Consider the following 18,179-nt stretch of genomic DNA (forward strand, 5'->3'; position numbering starts at 1 on the left):
CTGTGCCGGTAACTCTTTTATAAAAAGTGCTACCAATTGGTCACTCAGTTCACTGATAAATCTTTTATGACTGTATCATTGTCGAGTGCCCACACAGATTGCATGGTCAAATTGTTAAAGAGCTTGTTTCGATATAAATCTTTGTGATTAATCTCTCGAAACGGGCGGCCATTCTAACCAATCGAAGTGAAGTGTCAAACACTTTTTTCAATTTGTTTTTCTAACCGCTTACACTGCCTAGCGTTTCAGTTTTGCTGCTCTGCCGTGTCAGTGAGGCGGCATTATAGAGAGTTCGATCACGTTGGCAATAGCTAAGTTGAAATAATTTTGTCATTTTCGCCCAAGCGACCAAGATTCACACAACCCCCTGTGGTTTTGGTGGTATAAACACCGGAGAAGTTCCGAGACTCAGTAATCCTGCTCCAGATAATCGAGGTAACCAGATGCAAAACTCACTCCGGTCATATAAAGGAATCACTCCCACAATAGGCGAAGAAGTCTATATCGACCCATCAGCCGTACTGGTAGGAGATATTCACTTGGCCGACCACAGCAGTATCTGGCCATTGGTGGCAGCACGGGGTGACGTAAACCATATCAAGATAGGAGAGCGTACCAACGTACAGGATGGGACTGTCTTGCACGTCACCCGAAAAAGCAACAGCAACCCTGATGGCCATCCTCTTATTATTGGCGATGATGTGACAATTGGCCACAAAGCTATGCTCCATGGCTGCAGGGTGGGTAACCGGATCCTGATAGGGATGGGCGCTATTCTTCTTGATGGGGCAGTGATCGAAGATGATGTGATTATCGGGGCAGGGACTTTAGTGCCGCCAGGCAAGGTATTGCAAAGCGGTTATTTGTATGTCGGCAGCCCCGCCAAACAGGCGAGGCCATTAACCGATGCTGAATTAGCATTTCTTCCGCAATCAGCCGATAACTATGTCCGACTAAAAGACGAGTATCTGGAAGAGAATAAGATCAGCCAATTATGATTTCGCCGTCTTGATTGAAGTTTTCTTCGTCAATCGAAGATTCGGCGAGCTCTTCAAGATCAAAACGGTACTCGGCAAAGGCGGCTAAAATGGCCGCCTCATCGGTCAGTGCCATCTCGGCTTTCTTTTCTAACCAGTCCAACCTGACCCAGCAACGAATTAACGCTCCGGCCTGCTGTGCAGGGAAACACACCGCCTGGCGCTCACTGTCCCAGCTCTGCAAGTCGGCAAATAAAATATCTTGATTCATAGAATTCTCTACTTTGCCTGTAAAGTACGACGCAACTCGCGCAGTACCTGTTCGGTACCGGGCCGCATGCCTCGCCACAGCATAAAGCTCTCGGCAGCCTGACCCACCAGCATACCCAAGCCATCAATCACCTGGCGGGCTCCTAATGTCTCTGCCCACTGATTAAATGTCGTTTGCTCCTGGCCATAAACCATGTCGTAGCACACTACTTCAGGATGAATAAGGGAAGAAGGAATCCCCGGCAGCGACTGGCTCAGGCTGGCAGAGGTCGAATTGATGATCACATCGAAGTGCGGCGCATCAGCCAGATCACCCAATGCCATACCCGCAACCTCGCCATAAGCGGCAAACATGGCGACCAATTCTTCTGCTTTGGTAAAGGTTCGGTTGGTAATCACCAGATTGGCAGGGGCCTGTGCCAGCAAAGGCAGAATGACACCACGAGCCGCACCTCCTGCTCCTATAAGAAGGATGCGCTTCCCCTGGATTGCAACCTGATTTCGCAGTAAATCCTGCACCAGACCTTCACCATCCGTGTTATCCCCGAGAATACCGCCATCATCCAGTTTCTTCAGCGTATTCACGGCGCCGGCCAATTGCGCCCGTTCTGTCAGTTGTGTGGCATAGGTAAAAGCCAGCTCTTTAAAAGGCACAGTAATATTACAACCACGCCCTCCGGCAGAGAAAAACTGATCCGCGGCAGCCTGAAAACCCTCCACAGGTGCCAGCCGGGCTTCATACACCATGTCTTGTGCTGTTTGACGCGCAAACAGGGTATGAATCAACGGTGACTTGCTCTGAGCAATCGGATTACCGAATACGACATATTTATCCTTGGCCTGATTCATGGCTGCTGTGTCTTCCTTATCACTTAATCACTTACTTAATATTCACCGGCGCCGGACTACCAGTCTCGGGGAGTCAGGTAATCGCACAAGCGGGCTTCCTGTGAATCTGGCTCTGGCTGAAAGCAATACTCCCACCGTGCCAGAGGAGGCATAGACATCAAAATAGACTCAGTGCGCCCGCCACTTTGCAGGCCGAATAAGGTACCACGGTCATACACCAGGTTAAATTCGACATAACGGCCACGGCGATATAGCTGAAATTGACGTTCACGCTCACCGTAAGGGGTAGGGCAGCGTTTGTCCACTATAGGCAGATAAGCATCCAGAAAACCCATACCCACCGACTGCATATAAGCAAAGGACTTTTCAAATCCCCACTGATTGAGATCATCAAAGAATAAGCCGCCGACACCTCGGGTTTCCTGACGATGTGGCAGAAAGAAGTATTTATCACACCAGGCTTTATGATCGGCATAGACAGTATCGCCGAAAGGCGCACATATGTTTTTGGCCACCTGATGCCAGTGACGGCAGTCTTCGTCAAACGGATAAAAGGGAGTGAGGTCAAAGCCGCCGCCAAACCACCAGACCGGATCTTCGCCCTCTTTTTCGGCAATGAAGAAGCGGACATTGGCATGAGACGTCGGGATATAGGGATTCTTGGGATGGATCACCAGAGAAACTCCCATCGCCTCAAAGCGGCGTCCTGCCAATTCAGGCCGGTGAGCCGTTGCCGAAGCCGGCATCTGGGCGCCAAAAACATGGGAGAAATTGACGCCGCCTTGCTCAAAAACTGCACCATCACGCAACACCCGGCTGCGGCCGCCACCACCTTCTTCTCTTTCCCAGCTGTCTTCGACAAAGCTGGCCTGACCATCCTGCGCTTCAAGTGCCCGGCAGATGGTATCTTGCAGCTCCAGTAAGAACGCCTTCACGGCGTGTTTGTTAACGTCTTGCATGCGTAAGTTATCCCTGTCGAAAAATGTGCCCTGTGGCAGCATCGCGAATTTCAGACGGATTGTCACGGCCGCCCGTTTCACCGTGCAGGATGGTACTCAGGTGATCGCCCAACTGGGATACCACCTCATCAACTGTCCGGCAAGGCGGTTCGCCAGTCAGATTCGCACTGGTCGAGGTCAGCGGTTTACCAAATTCACGGCACAGCTGCTGCACCAGCGGATGGTCCGTCACCCGAACCGCAATGGTGGTGAATTGCCCGGTCAGAAAGGCCGGTACCTGGGGTTTGGTTGGCATAACCCAGGTCACCGGACCCGGCCAGGTGGCCAATATGCGCGCTTTCTGCTCATCGGTAAGCTGGCTGTCATCTATATAGGGCGCCAGCTGGGCATAATCGGCTGCGATCAAAATAAGCCCTTTTTCTATCGGCCGTTGCTTCAGAGCCAGCAGCCTGGCAACCGCTTCCGGATTATCGGGATCGCAGCCCACCCCAAAAACGGCTTCTGTCGGATAGGCTATCACTTCACCTTGCTGTAACGCGGTGACCACTTGGCTTAAATTATCCACACTGTCCTCAATGGCTTGATACCGCACCAGACCCGCTGGCGACGGCTGTTATTCTCTGGGTCGTTATTTTAACTCAATCTCAGCGAACTGCATCAATTACGCCCCAGACCGCGACGCAAACGTTTTCCTTAAGGAAAAATCTCCGTATAATGCGCGGCAAACCCTCTTGCCTGATTAACATAACCCTAAGGAGTTCGGGATGAAAGTCGGTATTATCATGGGCTCAAAATCTGACTGGCCAACCATGCAACATGCAGCTGAGATGCTGGATCGCTTCAATATTGCCTACGAAACCAGAGTTGTTTCCGCACACCGGACTCCGCACCTGTTGGCCGAATACGCCGAAACCGCTCACCAGCGAGGCATTTCAGTGATTATTGCAGGGGCTGGCGGTGCCGCCCACCTTCCGGGCATGACCGCCGCTTTCACCAGCCTGCCGGTGCTTGGCGTACCTGTGCAGTCACGTGCGCTGAAAGGCATGGACTCGCTGCTGTCGATTGTTCAGATGCCAAAAGGTGTTGCGGTAGGAACACTGGCCATTGGTGAAGCGGGCGCGGCCAATGCCGGTTTACTGGCAGCACAAATCATAGGCACTCAGGATGCCGGCGTGATGGCAGCGATAGATGCCTTCCGCAAAGAGCAGACTGACACAGTGCTGAGCCAGCCAGATCCGTCTGAGGACGCATGATAATGAAAAAGGTTCTGGTTTTAGGTGCCGGGCAGCTGGCCCGCATGATGTCACTGGCTGGTGCCCCGTTAAATATTGATGTTATCGCCTACGACGTAAACAGTGAAAACATAATGCACCCGCTGACGCAAACCGTGCTCGGCCACGGACTGGATAGCGCGATTGCCCAGTGCGACGTCATCACCGCAGAGTTCGAGCATATCCCGCATGATATCCTGGATACTTGCGAGAAAAGCGGAAAGTTCCTGCCGGCGACAGCGGCGATCAAAGCCGGTGGTGATCGACGCATTGAGAAAGCCTTGCTGGATAAGGCCGGCGTAAAAAATGCCCTATACACTGTGATTCAAAGCCGCGACGACTTAAACACCGCCATTGCACATGTCGGTGTCCCTATGGTGCTGAAAAGTGCCCTGGGCGGCTACGACGGCAAAGGCCAGTGGCGGCTGAAAGATTCCGCCGATGCTGATCTTATCTGGCCGGAAATGGCACAATGCATCGCCTCCACCCCGACTCAGGCAATTGTGGCTGAACAGTTCGTGCCTTTTGATCGCGAAGTCTCTTTAGTGGGTGTCCGTGGCAAAAACGGGGACATTGCTGTCTATCCGTTAGCAGAAAATGTGCACACCGATGGTGTACTGAGCCTGTCTACCGCAATCCATTGCCCTGAGCTGCAACAACAAGCCAAAGAGATGTTCACCGCAGTTGCGGACAGTCTGGATTATGTCGGCGTACTGGCGCTGGAGTTCTTTGATGTACAAGGCCAACTGCTGGTGAATGAAATTGCTCCCCGGGTGCACAATTCAGGACACTGGACCCAGCAGGGCGCGGAAACCTGTCAGTTCGAAAACCATTTACGGGCGGTGTGCGGCTTGCCACTGGGCAGCACGGATTTTATTCGTCACACTGCTATGATCAATATTCTGGGGGAAGACACCCTGCCTGAAGACCTGCTGGCCATGGCGGGCTGCCATATTCACTGGTATGGCAAGGAAAAACGCGCGGGGCGCAAGATGGGGCATATCAATGTCTGCGCCAACAACAACAGCCTGCTGGAATCGCGCCTTGCTTCGCTGGCAGAGATCTTAAACCCTCACACTTTCCCGGCCCTGCAGCAATACCGCAACTAAACCTTTATACGCAGGCGGCATGAGCTGTCTGCGTCCTTTCAACGAGTCATCCAGACTTAACAGCAGCTGTTCCAAAGGAAAGGCCGCCAGATCAGGACGACTGGATATGCTGGCACTTACGGTTAGCACACTGGTGTTTCTCACCGTTGGCGAGCTTTTTTTGTACCAGCAACGGATAGCCACAGGCTTCACATTCTCCGGCAACGGGCTGCGCATTGACGGCAAATTTACACTTGGGATAGCAATCACAGCCATAAAACGCCTTGCCGTAACGACTGTTACGCTTCACCAGATGGCCAGTGCCGCATTCAGGACATAACCAAGTATGCTGTTGCGGTTCTGCAGGTGGCGCATTTTGCGTTTCTATATGGTGACATTCTGGGTAATTGCTGCAGCCGATGAACATACCGTAGCGTCCCTGGCGCAGGACCAGCTCATGCTGACACTCGGGGCAAGGTACGCCCAGCTCTTTAACTATATGACCATCATTCTGATGCAGCGGTTTGATGTAATCGCAGACCGGATAGGCGCTGCAACCTAAAAAGGGACCGTGTTTTCCATGGCGCATTAACAGAGCCGCCCCGCATTGAGGGCAGGGCGTCTCTTGGTGAACCTGGTGGGAAAACAGCTCAGGGTTAATTTTACTGGCCATACCTCAGGCCTTCGCTTCTGTTATGTCGCAATTAATGAAGATAGCCGTCCTCTGCACCATAAAGTAGTTCTTCCATCTGGCTGTAAGCACTTTCATTGCCTGGCGCATTAAACAGCACCATCAGGATAATCCACTTCAGATCATCGAGTATAAATTCTGTCGTTTCCAGTTCCATAACTCTGTCTATCACCATCTCCCGAGTGTCAGAACTCAGTACATGGATCTGTTCCAGATAAGTCAGAAAACCACGACAAGTAACGTCCAGACGATTCATCTCATCCTGTGTATAAACACGGATCGAGGTTACCGCACTGGTGTTCATATAAGGGGTGTGGTCGGTATCTTGCAGCGCTGCAAGTTTCTCTAGCCAGTTCAGAGCCTTATAAATATCTTCTTGGTGAAATCCTGCGCGTAGCAATTCTTCGGACAGTTCGTCCTGATCTACCATTAATTCAGCGTCACTGTGAATATAGGTTTCAAACAGGTACATGAGTATATCCATCATGACTAGCCCCTCCTCGATCTGATATAGCCACCGGGCACTGAAGTGATAACCCCTTGCAATTCTAACTCCAGCAATTGCGTCATTACTTCATGGACAGGTTGATCACAACGTTCAGCAACCACATCTACGGGTGTTGCTTCATTGCCTACGTTAGCCAACACCGCATTAAATGGCAATTGCTCATTTTCAGGATGTGGCAGCGATACGCTCATTTGACTACTTTTTGCGCAGTGGGTGAGTGCGCCAACCTCCTCAAAGATGTCGACCGGGCTTTCCACCAGTTTAGCACCGGATTTGATCAGCGCGTTACAGCCTTTGCTGCCTGGTGCATAAATAGAGCCGGGGAGTGCAAACACATCGCGATCTTGCTCCAGCGCATAGCGTGCTGTGATAAGCGAGCCGCTCTTGAGTGCGGCCTCCACCACGAGAACGCCGACGGACAGTCCGCTGATAATGCGGTTGCGGCGGGGAAAATGCTGCGGTCTGGGGGATTCTGACGGCCAGAACTCGGAGACCAGGGCTCCCTGCTCCGCAATCAGACCCGCCAGTTCCCGATGGGCCGCGGGGTAGATGCGTCCCAGGCCAGAGCCCAGCACCGCCACAGTCGCACCGCCATTTTTCAGTGCGCTGTCATGGGCGTGACCATCGACCCCCAGCGCCAGGCCACTGGTCACCACATAATCCGCTGCCACCATAGCTGCGGCAAACTCCCGTGCCGCCTCACGGCCGTCAAGACTGGCATGCCGACTGCCGACAATCGCCAGTTGCGGTTCACAGAGCCAATGTGGTTCTCCACGAATAAAAAGGACAGGCGGCGGTGAGCTGATTTCCTTGAGCAAGCGAGGATAAGCCGGGTCACTTAATACTAATAGTTGTTGATTATCCTGCTCGCACCAGCGCAGAGCTTCTTGCAAGCGCTTGCTGTCCGGCTGGCGCAACAGGGAGATTTGCGACCCTTTGAGCCCCATTGCCATCAGGTGCGATTCGGGCATTTTGCGAATCTCAGTCACTGTGGCCTGATCTAACAATTGCTGGATCCGCTGTCCGCCCAAGCCGGGCACTGCCGCCAGTGCCAGCCAGTCTTCCCTGTCACTCATGTTCGCGATCAATGCGTTTAGCGATATCGCCGATTTTTATCGGACCCTGACTGCTAATGACCTGAGCGAGGCTGAACTGGTCAAGGGTGTCGCCAATTTCCACATCGGCCACCAGCCGCTGTCCCAGCAATTGATGCTCAATCCGCCAGCGCTGACCGGGCTCCAGACCGTGCTCCGCGCCGTGATCCAGCACCAGCCAGTCCTGCATATAATGGTGGTCCTGCAAACCTCCCAGCACTCTGACAGCCTTCGGAGGGACATCGGACTGCTCGGCTGAATGGGGAGCCGTGGGCCTGAGCAGGCGATCACCCGGGCGGATTTCCTGCATCCCTGCGGTAACGGCCAGCCGGCTGCCCTGATCATCATTGGTCACCACTGTGACGCTGGCCACCGGCAGCATACCCCACACATCGGCGGCGGAATGATAGGAAGGTTCAGTCGTGCTAAATGCCCGCGTCGGACGATAGATATGCCAGGTACTGCCATTCTCGAGCACTTCTTTGACCAGGAGTTCATCTTCGTGGGTCAAGTATTGACGCCCGTTCATCACAGGTATCACTCTCGGGGCTAATCCCAGTTGCTCGGCGGTTACTAAACGCCCCGGCAACCCGAATCCGGCAACGGCCGGCGTTAGCGTCGACAGCCACAACACACTCAGCCATACACACATACGCATCGTCAATAATCCCTTCTCGCTACACTCATACTGCAGCTTGTCAGGCAAAGACGTCTGTTACTATTTGATGATTGGATCTTTGCGGCAGAATTCTCGCTTTCAGATTCGGGTTTCATCGTACCGGTAATGGTACTGACGGCCGGTATCACAGCCGGTTGTCCGGCAGACAAAGGCGTCGAAAGCTGTTCTTTGATGATGAAAATGACTAGAATTAGAGCAAATAAGCTATTGTCCTTTTTTATACGTCAATATTTACGGGAATCTATGTCTGTTTTAAACGTGTTAACTTTCCCTGATGATCGCCTGCGTACTGTCGCCAAGCCAGTCGAAGCGGTCACGCCTGAAATCCAGAAAATCGTCGATGACATGCTGGACACTATGTATGACGAAGATGGTATCGGCCTGGCGGCCACACAGGTTGATATTCATCAGCGAATCGTTGTCATTGATATCTCGGAAGAACGCAACCAGCCCATGGTGCTGATCAACCCGGAAATCCTGGAAAAACGCGGCGAAGACGGCATCGAAGAAGGTTGCCTGTCGGTACCTGGCGCCCGTGCGCTGGTTCCCCGCGCCGCGGAAGTCACAGTGCGCGCACTGGACCGTGACGGCAAGGAATACACTTTTGAAGCCGACGATCTGCTGGCTATCTGTGTACAGCACGAGCTGGACCATCTGGCCGGTAAACTTTTCGTTGATTACCTGTCACCTCTCAAGCGCCAGCGTATCCAGAAAAAGCTGGAAAAAATGAAGCGCTACCAAGAGCAAGTCTAAGAAGCCGAGGTTATCTTGAGCCAACCTTTACGTATCGTATTTGCTGGTACGCCTGATTTCGCCGCCCGTCATCTGGCGGCGTTATTATCTTCACAGCACGAGGTTATAGCCGTTTACACCCGTCAGGATCAGCCTGCCGGTCGCGGTAAGAAACTCACCGCCAGCCCGGTCAAACACCTGGCGCTGGAACAGCATATCCCGGTTTACCAGCCGAAAACCCTGCGCGATGAAACCGCCCAGCAGGAACTGGCCGCCCTGAATGCCGACCTCATGGTAGTGGTGGCCTACGGCCTGATCCTGCCCAAAGTGGTACTGGATACCCCGCGTCTGGGCTGTATTAATGTCCATGGCTCGATTCTGCCGCGCTGGCGGGGAGCAGCGCCAATCCAGCGCTCTATCTGGGCGGGGGATGCCGAAACCGGTGTCACCATCATGCAGATGGATGAAGGTCTGGATACCGGCGACATGCTGAAAATCGCCTCACTGCCGATTGCCGCAACAGATACCAGCGCCAGCCTGTACGACAAACTGGCCGAACTGGGACCGGACACCCTGCTGAGCTGTCTGGACGATATCGCCGCAGGCCGCGCCGTGGCGGAAAAACAAAATGACGAGCGTGCCAATTACGCAGAAAAACTCAGCAAAGAAGAAGCGAAAATCGACTGGGCCATGGACGCCGAAACGATTGAGCGCTGTGTTCGCGCCTTCAATCCATGGCCGATGAGCTTTTTTACCGTGGCAGAGCAAAACGTCAAAGTCTGGCAGACCGAAGTGGAAGCCGATAACCAGGGCCAGGCGCCCGGCACCATTTTGTCAGCCGACAAACATGGCATAGTGGTTGCCACCGCAAAAGGCGCGTTGCGTCTGGTACAACTGCAACCGCCGGGCAAGAAAGCCATGGCAGCTCAGGATCTGCTGAACTCACGCCGCGAGTGGTTTACCCCGGGTGCCGTGCTGTAAACAGCCGTGCCCCTGCAAACGTTTTTTAGCCAGTGAACAGCAGATTTGCTGTTGCGCTGGCTTTTTCATTCGCCGCTCACGCGGCAACCATGGCAGTCAGTAAACTGCCATAAGCTCATCTAGTCAGGAATTCAATCATGAATGTAAGAGCTGCTGCGGCCGAGGTGATCTATCAGGTGGTGGATCAGGGCCAATCGCTTGCTACTGCTCTGCCGGCGGCGCAACAGGGTATCAAACCCCGTGACCACGCCCTGCTGCAGGAAATCTGCTACGGCGTGCTGCGCTGGCTACCGCGCCTGGAATCTGTCACTCAATCCTTGATGGACAAGCCGCTGAAGGGCAAACAACGTGTGTTTCATCATTTGATCCTGGTCGGTCTGTACCAGCTCGGGTATATGCGCATACCAGCGCATGCCGCCGTGGCCGAGACAGTCGATGCAACCAAGACACTGAAAAAGCCTCAGCTGCGTGGCCTGATCAACGCTATTTTGCGTAACTATCAGCGTCAGCAAGAAGAGCTGGATCAGCAAGCGATGAGCCATGATGCCGGTAAATACGGCCATCCAGGCTGGTTACTCAAGCTGTTGCGCGAGCACTACCCGACGCAACTGGACGCTGTGACCGCCGCCAACAACACCAAAGCCCCGATGTGGCTGCGGGTGAATCGCCGTCACCACAGCCGGGATCAGTACCTGGCCCTGCTGGACGGCACAGACATCAGAGCGACTGTACATCCACAGGCCGGCGATGCGCTGAAACTGGAGCGCGCCTGCGATGTTCAGCTGCTGCCGGGTTTTGCCGATGGCTGGGTATCAGTGCAGGATGCCGCCGCACAGCTGGCGGTCGATTACCTCAAGCCACAGGCCGGCGAGCTGATCCTTGACTGCTGCGCCGCGCCGGGCGGCAAAACCGCCCATATTCTGGAGCGCGAGCCGGGCGCCAGTGTCGTCGCCATCGACTGTGATGAGCAGCGCCTGCTGAGAATCAAAGACAACCTGCAGCGCTTGCAACTGGACGCAGAAGTATTGTGCGCCGATGCCCGTTACCCGCAGCAATGGTGGCAGGGCAGTGCCTTTGACCGGATTTTGCTCGACGCACCGTGTTCGGCAACCGGGGTGATCCGCCGCCATCCGGACATCAAATGGCTGCGCCGCGCCGACGATATTGCGGCACTGGCGACCCTGCAGGCAGAAATTCTGGATGCCATGTGGCAACAGCTGAAACCGGGCGGCACGCTGGTGTACGCAACCTGCTCCATCCTGCCGCAGGAAAACCGCGAGCAAGTGAAAGCCTTCCTGTCGCGCACGCCAGACGCTGTGCTGGCCGAAGGGACAGAGAACGGCACCGCTGATGCGCCAGGGCGCCAAATCCTGCCAGGTGAAGAGGACATGGACGGCTTCTATTACGCGGTGCTGGAGAAACGCCTGACGGTCTGATCCCGTGGTGAGAGAAGTCTCTGCGTATTCCGCAAAGCAAGGTTAAGTCTTTGTGCAAACGGGTTGAAATTGCTGCTTCTCTCGCCAACTCAGTGTACCCTAACGACAAACAGCAAGGATCTGAGAACACTCATCAGGCATCAGCTATGAAAATTATCATTCTTGGCGCAGGCCAGGTCGGCGGTACGCTGGCAGAAAACCTGGTTGGCGAGAACAATGACATCACTATTGTCGACTCCAACCCTGAACGCTTGCGCGAATTGCAGGACAAATACGATTTGCGGGTAGTGCAGGGGTATGCCAGCCATCCCCGCACCCTCAGGGATGCCGGCGCGCAGGACGCAGACATGCTGGTCGCAGTCACCAATTCTGACGAAACCAACATGATTGCCTGTCAAATCGCCTTTTCTCTGTTCAATACCCCGAACCGGGTGGCCCGTATCCGTTCACCGGAATACCTCAAAGAAAAACATCAGCTGTTCCATACCGACGCAGTGCCGGTCGATCACCTGATTGCGCCGGAAGAATTGGTGACAGGTTATATCGAACGCCTGATTGCCTATCCGGGGGCGCTGCAGGTGGTGGGCTTTGCCGATAATAAAGTTGGGCTGGTGGCGGTAAAAGCCTATTACGGCGGCCCACTGGTCGGTAATGCACTGTCCGCACTGCGTGAGCACATGCCGCACGTCGATACCCGTGTCGCGGCAATTTTCCGTCAGGGCCGGCCTATCCGTCCGCAGGGGACCACCATTATCGAAGCCGATGATGAAGTATTTTTTGTCGCCGCCAGCAACCATATCCGTTCAGTGATGAGTGAGCTGCAGCGACTGGAAAAACCCTACAAGCGGCTGATGATAGTCGGGGGCGGTAACATAGGTGCCGGTCTGGCGAAAAGGCTGGAGAACAGCTACAGCGTGAAGCTGATTGAGCACAACCCGCAGCGGGCGGAAAGCTTATCGGAAATGCTGACCAACACCATAGTCTTCTGTGGTGATGCCTCTGATCAGGAACTGCTGAGCGAAGAGCATATCGAGCAGATAGACGTCTTCATCGCCGTCACCAACGATGACGAAGCCAATATCATGTCGGCCATGCTGGCCAAACGCATGGGTGCCAAGAAGGTGATGGTGCTAATCCAGCGCGGCGCTTACGTCGATCTGGTGCAGGGCGGCACAATCGATATTGCGATTTCGCCGCAGCAGGCCACGATTTCTGCCTTGCTGACCCATGTGCGTAAAGCCGATATCGTCAACGTTTCCTCGCTGAGGCGCGGAGCGGCAGAAGCGATTGAGGCCATAGCGCACGGCGATGCCAGCACCTCGAAAGTGGTTGGCAAAGCCATAGGGGATATCAAGCTGCCGCCGGGCACCACTATTGGCGCCATAGTGCGCGGTGAAGAAGTACTGATTGCTCATGACCGTACCGTGATTGAACAGGACGACCACGTGGTCATGTTCCTGGTCGACAAGAAGTACATCCCGGATGTAGAACGTCTGTTCCAGCCCAGTCCTTTCTTCCTCTGAGCAGCTATGGTTAATCTTCGTCCGATCATCTTTGTCATAGGGCTGGTCTTGTCCAAGATCGCCCTCTTTATGTACCTGCCCACCATTCTGGCATTTTTGACCGGTTCGGGCGGTTTCATTGATTTTGCAACCGCAGTCATCATTACCCATGTCGTGGCATTTGCTTGCCTGACCTTCGGCAAAGTCACAGATTTCAAGCTCGGGGTCAGGGACATGTTCCTGCTGACCACTCTGGTCTGGACTGTCGCCAGTGCGTTTGCCGCGCTGCCCTTTATGCTGATTAACCACATCAGTTTTACCGACGCCTATTTCGAAACCATGTCGGGCATCACCACGACAGGGTCAACGGTACTGAGCGGGCTCGATGACATGGCCCCCAGCATTCTGCTGTGGCGTTCCACCTTACAATGGCTGGGCGGGATCGGCTTTATCGTGATGGGGGTGGCCATTTTGCCAATGCTCAACGTTGGCGGAATGCGCTTGTTCCAGACCGAGTCCTCGGACTGGTCAGAGAAAAGTTCCCCGCGTACCAAAAACGTAGCCTCCAACATAGTGACCGTCTATCTCAGTCTGACAGGGCTGTGTATTCTCGGCTATATGGCAGCGGGCATGAACACCTTCGATGCGGTCAACCATGCTTTCACCACCTTATCAACCGGTGGTTATTCCACCTCAGACGGCTCGATGAACCACTTCTCACCGGCAGCGCACTGGATAGCCGTTGTGTTTATGTTTGCCGGCGGGTTGCCGTTTCTGCTCTTTGTGCAGGTGCTGCGCAAAAAGCAGCCGGCTTCATTGCTGCGGGATGCGCAGGTCCGGGGATATACAGTCACTATACTGATCGTCAGCCTGATGGTCGCGCTCTGGCTGTGCTGGCAAAATGGGTATGATTTCAGTCATGCCATTCGGGTAGCCATGTTCAATATCGTTTCCGTGATCACCACGACAGGGTTCGGGCTGGAAGATTTTACCGCCTGGGGCGCATTTCCGACCGTGGTATTTGCCTTCATGATGCTGGTCGGCGGCTGCTCAGGATCGACTGCCGGCGGCTTCAAAGTGTTCCGTTTTCAGGTTGCCATCGCCTTGCTGCGCAAACAGCTGATGCAGCTGATCCACCCGTCAGGGGTGTTTATTCAGCGGTATAATCAACGGCCGGTCACAGATGCGATTGTCCGCTCTGTGGTGGCCTTCGCCCTGACCTTTATTATGACCATCATCATTATTGCCGCATTACTGGCGTTGCTGGGATTAGATCCGATCACCAGTATCAGCGGCTCAGTCACAGCTGTGGCCAATGTGGGGCCGGGCATGGGCACTATTATTGGCCCGACAGGTAATTTCGCCTCCCTGCCGGATGCCGCCAAATGGATCCTCAGCCTCGGCATGCTGATGGGTCGCCTGGAGATCCTGACGGTACTGGTACTGGCATTCCCGGCTTTCTGGAAAAACTGACCCGTTGCACATTGCCGGGTCTAACCCGGCAGCCCGGCCGTTGGCGCCACATACCAGTAAATAGCCAGAAAATGGCAGACCGTGCCGCCCAGCACAAACAGATGCCAGATGGCGTGATTGTAGGGAATCCGCTGATTGACGTAGAACACCACGCCAAGGGAATACACCACACCGCCTACGGCCAGCCATATCAGTCCGGCCGCCGACATGGCCATCGCCAGCGGATACACAGCCACCAGAGACAACCATCCCATCGCCAGATAGATCACCAGAGATAAACGCTTGAAGTGATAGATAAACACCACTTTGAACATGATCCCCAGCAAGGCTACCGCCCAGATCACGGCCATCAGCGTCACCGCCAGCGGCGTCCGCAGGGTAATCAACAGGAAAGGGGTGTAAGTGCCGGCTATCAGCAGGTAGATCGCACAGTGATCTAAGGTTTTCAGAACGCGCTTTGCCCGCTCAAACGGAATAGCGTGATACAGGGTGGAGGCGAGATACAATAAAATGATGCTGGCGCCATAAATGCTCAGGCTGGCCACACTGAGCGCATCGGCATTCACTTCCACTGCCCGCATCAGCAGCATCACCAGAGCGACTATGCCGAAAATCATCCCGGCGCCGTGACTGAGGCTGTTGGCGATTTCCTCAGCTACCGAGTACGCCATTTTTTGTTGCTTGCCCATCAATGCTATCCGTTGTCTCTGAACTTTCCAGCAGTATGGCACAGTTTAGCTTACACGTGTAAGCTGAATTTTATGACACCGCCGTGACAGCACAGTTAGCTGTATTCATGGTGCGTGACTCAGAGATCGTCGACCTGCTCCAGATACCTTATCACCCGCTCCCCGGCTTCTGACGGAGACAGCCCCAACGGCAAACGCAACTGGCGTTTGAGCTCACTGCTGCCGAGCAGGCCCGACAGCAATCCACCCACCCCGCGCTGACGACGATCAATCGAGAACCACAGCTTCAGGCAGTCATCTTCACGCTGAGTGATCAACTCCAGTTCACGCCAACGGCCATGAAAGGGGCCAGAAACAGGTACAAACTCAAACACCTGCACAAAGGGCAGATCAAAACCGCGCACCGCTTCACATTCCACCTGTAATATACGCAGTCCTGCTTGCTCAAGGGCAGTAAACACACCGTCAAGCAAAGGATCCGGCCGCACGGTCAGGGAGTCTTTATCTTTGGGATCCAAGGCCGATGGCACATCCAGGTGCGTTTCCAGCCACACACCCGAATAACCGATAGTGATTGGGGTGTTGAGCGGCAATTCAAACCGGCAGTCAAACTGGCGATCTTCACCGGCAGCCAGCGTAAAGGCCTGCGGCAAATGCCACTGTGCCAGAGTATGTGTTCGGGTGATTTTTTCCATCCGCCGTTCGCTGTCACCCCGGCTGACAGCCTGCTCATCTTCAAAGCTGCAGCACAGATACAAATGCACATTATCCACCGCCTGCGCAACTTTGCCGCCTTTGACCTCAACACGAACGGGCAGAGCCTGACCCGGGATCAGCACTTCGGTTTCCAATACTGTATCAACTCTGGCACCACCCAAACCGAAACTGGCCAGTGTTTTATGAAAAAGCGACATAATGGCTCCTTGTCCGTATTCATCCGTAACGAAGTATGAAACCAGTTTATATAGCCAATTCTGGTTGAGCAAGGCATGTACTGAAACTGACAGCGTTTGGGTTCAGGCAAAGCCGTCTGGTATAATCCCCACTAAAAGTAAGCTTAAGAAAAGGAGCCAGATAATGGCTGAGCACCGCATTGCTGAACTGCTGGCACTACTCAAGCCTTATTGGCAGCATTTCCCGGATTTAAACCTGGCAGAGATCATGGCACAGCTGGCAAACGAAGCCGGCTTCCAAGGATCACTGAGCGATGTGAGCGATGATATGTTGATTTATCAGCTGAAAATGCGGCAGGAAAAGCGAGAGGCCATGATTCCTGGCCTGGCTAAAGACTGCGAGCCAGATTTCAAAACCGCCATACTCCAAGCCAGAGGGATCATCAAATAACCCCAAAAACCTTAAGCGCATTATTTGAGCGAGGTAGAATATTCAACCAGTTAGATAATGTATAATCCGAGCTTATTACTATCAGGGCCAATAGCACCTGAATTTATGATTGCCCAGGCGATGCACCCGGGCACATCTGCCAGCGTACAGACTGGCTATGCCCAAGGAATGCAATGCCATGAATCAAGAGAGAATCAAAATTAAGGACGTCACTCCCAAAGAGTACAATCCTAAGACCCATAAAGGCGGCGACGACCGCTTCAACCCGAGTAACCGTATTTATGTGCGGGCCATGAAAGGGGTCTATCAGCAGCTGCGCCAGCGTATGGGGTGGTTAATGATGGGCCTGTTCCTGATACTGCCGTGGATCACCTACAATGGCAGGCAAGCAATTTTGCTTGATATCGGCCGCCAGCAGTTCAACATTTTTGGTACCACTTTCTGGCCTCAGGATCTGATGTTACTGGCCAGCCTGCTGATGGTCGCAGCCTTTGCGCTGTTTTTTGTCACTACCTTCCTCGGCCGGGTCTGGTGCGGTTATATGTGCCCGCAAACGGTCTGGACCTTCATTTACATCTGGTTTGAGGAAAAACTGGAAGGGCCGGCCAACAAGCGCCGCTCTCGGGACAACAAGGCACTGACCGCCGATCTTGTCGTGCGTAAAACACTCAAGCACATTGCCTGGCTGCTGGTTGCCCTGATCAGCGGCCTGACCTTCGTCGGCTATTTCCTGCCTATCCGTGAATTAGTCCCCGGCTTCTTCACCTTCAGTGCCAGCTTCCTGGCCGTGTTCTGGGTGCTGTTCTTCACCTTCTGCACCTATGGCAACGCTGGCTGGATGCGTTCAATCGTCTGTATTCACATGTGTCCGTATGCCAGATTCCAGTCTGCCATGTTCGACAAAGACACCTATATCGTCGGCTATGATGCTGCCCGAGGCGAAAAACGCGGCCCGCGCTCACGCAAAACCGATCATAAAGCGCAGGGGCTGGGTGACTGTATCGACTGTAACCTCTGCGTGCAGGTTTGCCCGACCGGGATCGATATCCGGGATGGCCTGCAGTATGAGTGCATTAACTGCGGTGCCTGTGTGGATGCCTGTAACCAAACGATGGACAAAATGGGCTACCCGCGCGATCTGATCACTTACACCACAGAGCACAAGCTGGAAGGCAAGAAAACCCATGTCATGCGGCCAAAACTGATCGGCTATGGCGCTGTGATGCTGGCGATGTTCGGCCTGATGGCCTATCTGGTGGTTTCCGTACAGCCTATGGGACTGGATGTGATCCGCGACCGTAACCAGCTGTTCCGTATCAATACCGAAGGGCTGGTCGAGAATACCTACACCCTGAAAATTCTCAATAAAACCCAGCAGGATGCCACTTATCAGCTGCAGGTTGAAGGTCTGGACAATGCCCAGTGGTATGGCCCTCAGCAGGTTAATGTCAATGCCGGTGAAGTATTTACCCTGCCGATAAGCCTGGGTGTTGACCCTTATGAGCTGGAACGACCAATTGTCGATATCCGGTTTATCATGGAACATCAGGGCAGCGAGGAAACAAAGCGTCTGGTGACCGACAGCCGCTTTATCGGCGAGTTACGATAGCCACCTCACGCCAATCAGGAAATAAAG

Annotated in this window: 20 protein-coding genes; 10 read left to right on the top strand and 10 right to left on the bottom strand. The window is 53.9% G+C overall.

The annotated features are described in order from the left end of the window. Positions 1-443: 443 nt before the first annotated feature. Positions 444-998, top strand: a complete 555-nt coding sequence (locus tag IFO68_RS20295) for a gamma carbonic anhydrase family protein (protein WP_192017611.1) — start codon at positions 444-446, stop codon at positions 996-998. Here IFO68_RS20295 and IFO68_RS20300 read toward each other — a convergent pair. The 4 genes from IFO68_RS20300 to tsaC are packed head-to-tail and all read right to left on the bottom strand — an operon-like array spanning position 985 to position 3,620. Further along, positions 985-1,248, bottom strand: coding sequence for a DUF1488 family protein (locus tag IFO68_RS20300; RefSeq protein WP_192017612.1), 264 nt, complete (start codon positions 1,246-1,248; stop codon positions 985-987). The two genes, IFO68_RS20295 and IFO68_RS20300, sit on opposite strands and share 14 nt — an antisense overlap. Before the next feature lie 8 nt (positions 1,249-1,256). After that, on the bottom strand, positions 1,257-2,096 hold the full coding sequence (gene aroE, locus IFO68_RS20305) for a shikimate dehydrogenase (protein ID WP_192017613.1): 840 nt from the start codon (positions 2,094-2,096) through the stop codon (positions 1,257-1,259). Between the two features lie 56 nt (positions 2,097-2,152). Further along, positions 2,153-3,055, bottom strand: coding sequence for an oxygen-dependent coproporphyrinogen oxidase (gene hemF / locus IFO68_RS20310; RefSeq protein ID WP_192017614.1), 903 nt, complete (start codon positions 3,053-3,055; stop codon positions 2,153-2,155). A 7-nt stretch (positions 3,056-3,062) separates the two neighbouring features. Then, positions 3,063-3,620, bottom strand: coding sequence for an L-threonylcarbamoyladenylate synthase type 1 TsaC (tsaC, locus tag IFO68_RS20315; protein ID WP_192017615.1), 558 nt, complete (start codon positions 3,618-3,620; stop codon positions 3,063-3,065). Between the two features lie 199 nt (positions 3,621-3,819). Between tsaC and purE the strand changes: the two genes are divergently transcribed. Together purE and IFO68_RS20325 are read left to right on the top strand one after the other, a co-directional pair. Continuing rightward, positions 3,820-4,308 carry a 5-(carboxyamino)imidazole ribonucleotide mutase gene (gene purE, locus IFO68_RS20320; RefSeq protein ID WP_027251702.1) on the top strand — a complete coding sequence of 163 codons (489 nt, stop codon included), beginning with the start codon at positions 3,820-3,822 and terminating at the stop codon, positions 4,306-4,308. Between the two features lie 2 nt (positions 4,309-4,310). Next, entirely contained in the window at positions 4,311-5,435 is a 1,125-nt protein-coding gene (locus IFO68_RS20325) for a 5-(carboxyamino)imidazole ribonucleotide synthase (RefSeq protein ID WP_192017616.1), read from the top strand. Positions 5,436-5,526: 91 nt separating this feature from the next. Here the strand turns inward: IFO68_RS20325 and IFO68_RS20330 are convergent, their stop codons facing one another. The 4 genes from IFO68_RS20330 to IFO68_RS20345 are packed head-to-tail and all read right to left on the bottom strand — an operon-like array spanning position 5,527 to position 8,365. Continuing rightward, positions 5,527-6,087 carry a DNA topoisomerase family protein gene (locus tag IFO68_RS20330; protein ID WP_192017617.1) on the bottom strand — a complete coding sequence of 187 codons (561 nt, stop codon included), beginning with the start codon at positions 6,085-6,087 and terminating at the stop codon, positions 5,527-5,529. Positions 6,088-6,118: 31 nt separating this feature from the next. Beyond that, a complete protein-coding gene (locus IFO68_RS20335; RefSeq protein ID WP_027251705.1) occupies positions 6,119-6,592 on the bottom strand; it encodes a DUF494 family protein in 474 nt (157 codons plus the stop codon). Between the two features lie 2 nt (positions 6,593-6,594). Then, the gene (gene dprA / locus IFO68_RS20340) at positions 6,595-7,689 is read right to left on the bottom strand and encodes a DNA-processing protein DprA (RefSeq protein WP_192017618.1); all 1,095 of its coding nucleotides are present in this window, start codon (positions 7,687-7,689) and stop codon (positions 6,595-6,597) included. Then, the gene (locus IFO68_RS20345) at positions 7,682-8,365 is read right to left on the bottom strand and encodes a hypothetical protein (RefSeq protein ID WP_192017619.1); all 684 of its coding nucleotides are present in this window, start codon (positions 8,363-8,365) and stop codon (positions 7,682-7,684) included. The genes dprA and IFO68_RS20345 overlap by 8 nt, the downstream gene beginning before the upstream one ends. Positions 8,366-8,629: 264 nt before the next feature. Between IFO68_RS20345 and def the strand changes: the two genes are divergently transcribed. From def to IFO68_RS20370, 5 genes are all read left to right on the top strand, one after another. Continuing rightward, on the top strand, positions 8,630-9,139 hold the full coding sequence (def, locus tag IFO68_RS20350; protein ID WP_046222118.1) for a peptide deformylase: 510 nt from the start codon (positions 8,630-8,632) through the stop codon (positions 9,137-9,139). Positions 9,140-9,154: 15 nt separating this feature from the next. Further along, a complete protein-coding gene (gene fmt, locus IFO68_RS20355) occupies positions 9,155-10,099 on the top strand; it encodes a methionyl-tRNA formyltransferase (protein WP_192017620.1) in 945 nt (314 codons plus the stop codon). Between the two features lie 137 nt (positions 10,100-10,236). Further along, a complete protein-coding gene (rsmB, locus tag IFO68_RS20360) occupies positions 10,237-11,535 on the top strand; it encodes a 16S rRNA (cytosine(967)-C(5))-methyltransferase RsmB (protein WP_192017621.1) in 1,299 nt (432 codons plus the stop codon). Positions 11,536-11,681: 146 nt separating this feature from the next. Beyond that, complete coding sequence (trkA, locus tag IFO68_RS20365) at positions 11,682-13,058, top strand: Trk system potassium transporter TrkA (protein WP_027251711.1); 1,377 nt, start codon at positions 11,682-11,684, stop codon at positions 13,056-13,058. A 6-nt stretch (positions 13,059-13,064) separates the two neighbouring features. Continuing rightward, entirely contained in the window at positions 13,065-14,510 is a 1,446-nt protein-coding gene (locus IFO68_RS20370; protein ID WP_192017622.1) for a TrkH family potassium uptake protein, read from the top strand. 20 nt (positions 14,511-14,530) lie between these two features. Here IFO68_RS20370 and trhA read toward each other — a convergent pair whose 3' ends face one another. After that, the gene (trhA, locus tag IFO68_RS20375) at positions 14,531-15,199 is read right to left on the bottom strand and encodes a PAQR family membrane homeostasis protein TrhA (RefSeq protein ID WP_192017623.1); all 669 of its coding nucleotides are present in this window, start codon (positions 15,197-15,199) and stop codon (positions 14,531-14,533) included. A gap of 119 nt (positions 15,200-15,318) precedes the next feature. Further along, complete coding sequence (locus tag IFO68_RS20380) at positions 15,319-16,113, bottom strand: sporulation protein (protein WP_192017624.1); 795 nt, start codon at positions 16,111-16,113, stop codon at positions 15,319-15,321. A 163-nt stretch (positions 16,114-16,276) separates the two neighbouring features. Here IFO68_RS20380 and IFO68_RS20385 point away from each other — a divergent pair, with 163 nt between their 5' ends. Then, positions 16,277-16,543 (top strand): YihD family protein, encoded by a 267-nt coding sequence (locus IFO68_RS20385; RefSeq protein ID WP_192017625.1) that lies wholly within the window; start codon positions 16,277-16,279, stop codon positions 16,541-16,543. Positions 16,544-16,721: 178 nt separating this feature from the next. Beyond that, complete coding sequence (gene ccoG / locus IFO68_RS20390; protein ID WP_192017626.1) at positions 16,722-18,152, top strand: cytochrome c oxidase accessory protein CcoG; 1,431 nt, start codon at positions 16,722-16,724, stop codon at positions 18,150-18,152. The last annotated feature ends 27 nt before the right edge of the window (positions 18,153-18,179 follow it).

Origin of the sequence: Photobacterium arenosum, from assembly GCF_014841115.1 — a bacterium.
GTDB classification, from domain to species: domain Bacteria; phylum Pseudomonadota; class Gammaproteobacteria; order Enterobacterales; family Vibrionaceae; genus Photobacterium; species Photobacterium arenosum.

Excerpts from the sequence above, each read along its gene's own strand:
- IFO68_RS20330 (WP_192017617.1), bottom strand. The coding sequence starts at position 6,087 with ATGGCCAGTAAAATTAACCCTGAGCTGTTTTCCCACCAGGTTCACCAA.
- IFO68_RS20380 (WP_192017624.1), bottom strand. The coding sequence starts at position 16,113 with ATGTCGCTTTTTCATAAAACACTGGCCAGTTTCGGTTTGGGTGGTGCC.
- trkA (WP_027251711.1), top strand. The coding sequence starts at position 11,682 with ATGAAAATTATCATTCTTGGCGCAGGCCAGGTCGGCGGTACGCTGGCA.
- IFO68_RS20370 (WP_192017622.1), top strand. The coding sequence starts at position 13,065 with ATGGTTAATCTTCGTCCGATCATCTTTGTCATAGGGCTGGTCTTGTCC.
- IFO68_RS20335 (WP_027251705.1), bottom strand. The coding sequence starts at position 6,592 with ATGATGGATATACTCATGTACCTGTTTGAAACCTATATTCACAGTGAC.
- IFO68_RS20325 (WP_192017616.1), top strand. The coding sequence starts at position 4,311 with ATGAAAAAGGTTCTGGTTTTAGGTGCCGGGCAGCTGGCCCGCATGATG.
- ccoG (WP_192017626.1), top strand. The coding sequence starts at position 16,722 with ATGAATCAAGAGAGAATCAAAATTAAGGACGTCACTCCCAAAGAGTAC.
- rsmB (WP_192017621.1), top strand. The coding sequence starts at position 10,237 with ATGAATGTAAGAGCTGCTGCGGCCGAGGTGATCTATCAGGTGGTGGAT.
- IFO68_RS20300 (WP_192017612.1), bottom strand. The coding sequence starts at position 1,248 with ATGAATCAAGATATTTTATTTGCCGACTTGCAGAGCTGGGACAGTGAG.
- IFO68_RS20385 (WP_192017625.1), top strand. The coding sequence starts at position 16,277 with ATGGCTGAGCACCGCATTGCTGAACTGCTGGCACTACTCAAGCCTTAT.
- IFO68_RS20295 (WP_192017611.1), top strand. The coding sequence starts at position 444 with ATGCAAAACTCACTCCGGTCATATAAAGGAATCACTCCCACAATAGGC.
- purE (WP_027251702.1), top strand. The coding sequence starts at position 3,820 with ATGAAAGTCGGTATTATCATGGGCTCAAAATCTGACTGGCCAACCATG.
- aroE (WP_192017613.1), bottom strand. The coding sequence starts at position 2,096 with ATGAATCAGGCCAAGGATAAATATGTCGTATTCGGTAATCCGATTGCT.
- def (WP_046222118.1), top strand. The coding sequence starts at position 8,630 with ATGTCTGTTTTAAACGTGTTAACTTTCCCTGATGATCGCCTGCGTACT.
- hemF (WP_192017614.1), bottom strand. The coding sequence starts at position 3,055 with ATGCAAGACGTTAACAAACACGCCGTGAAGGCGTTCTTACTGGAGCTG.
- trhA (WP_192017623.1), bottom strand. The coding sequence starts at position 15,199 with ATGGGCAAGCAACAAAAAATGGCGTACTCGGTAGCTGAGGAAATCGCC.
- dprA (WP_192017618.1), bottom strand. The coding sequence starts at position 7,689 with ATGAGTGACAGGGAAGACTGGCTGGCACTGGCGGCAGTGCCCGGCTTG.
- IFO68_RS20345 (WP_192017619.1), bottom strand. The coding sequence starts at position 8,365 with ATGCGTATGTGTGTATGGCTGAGTGTGTTGTGGCTGTCGACGCTAACG.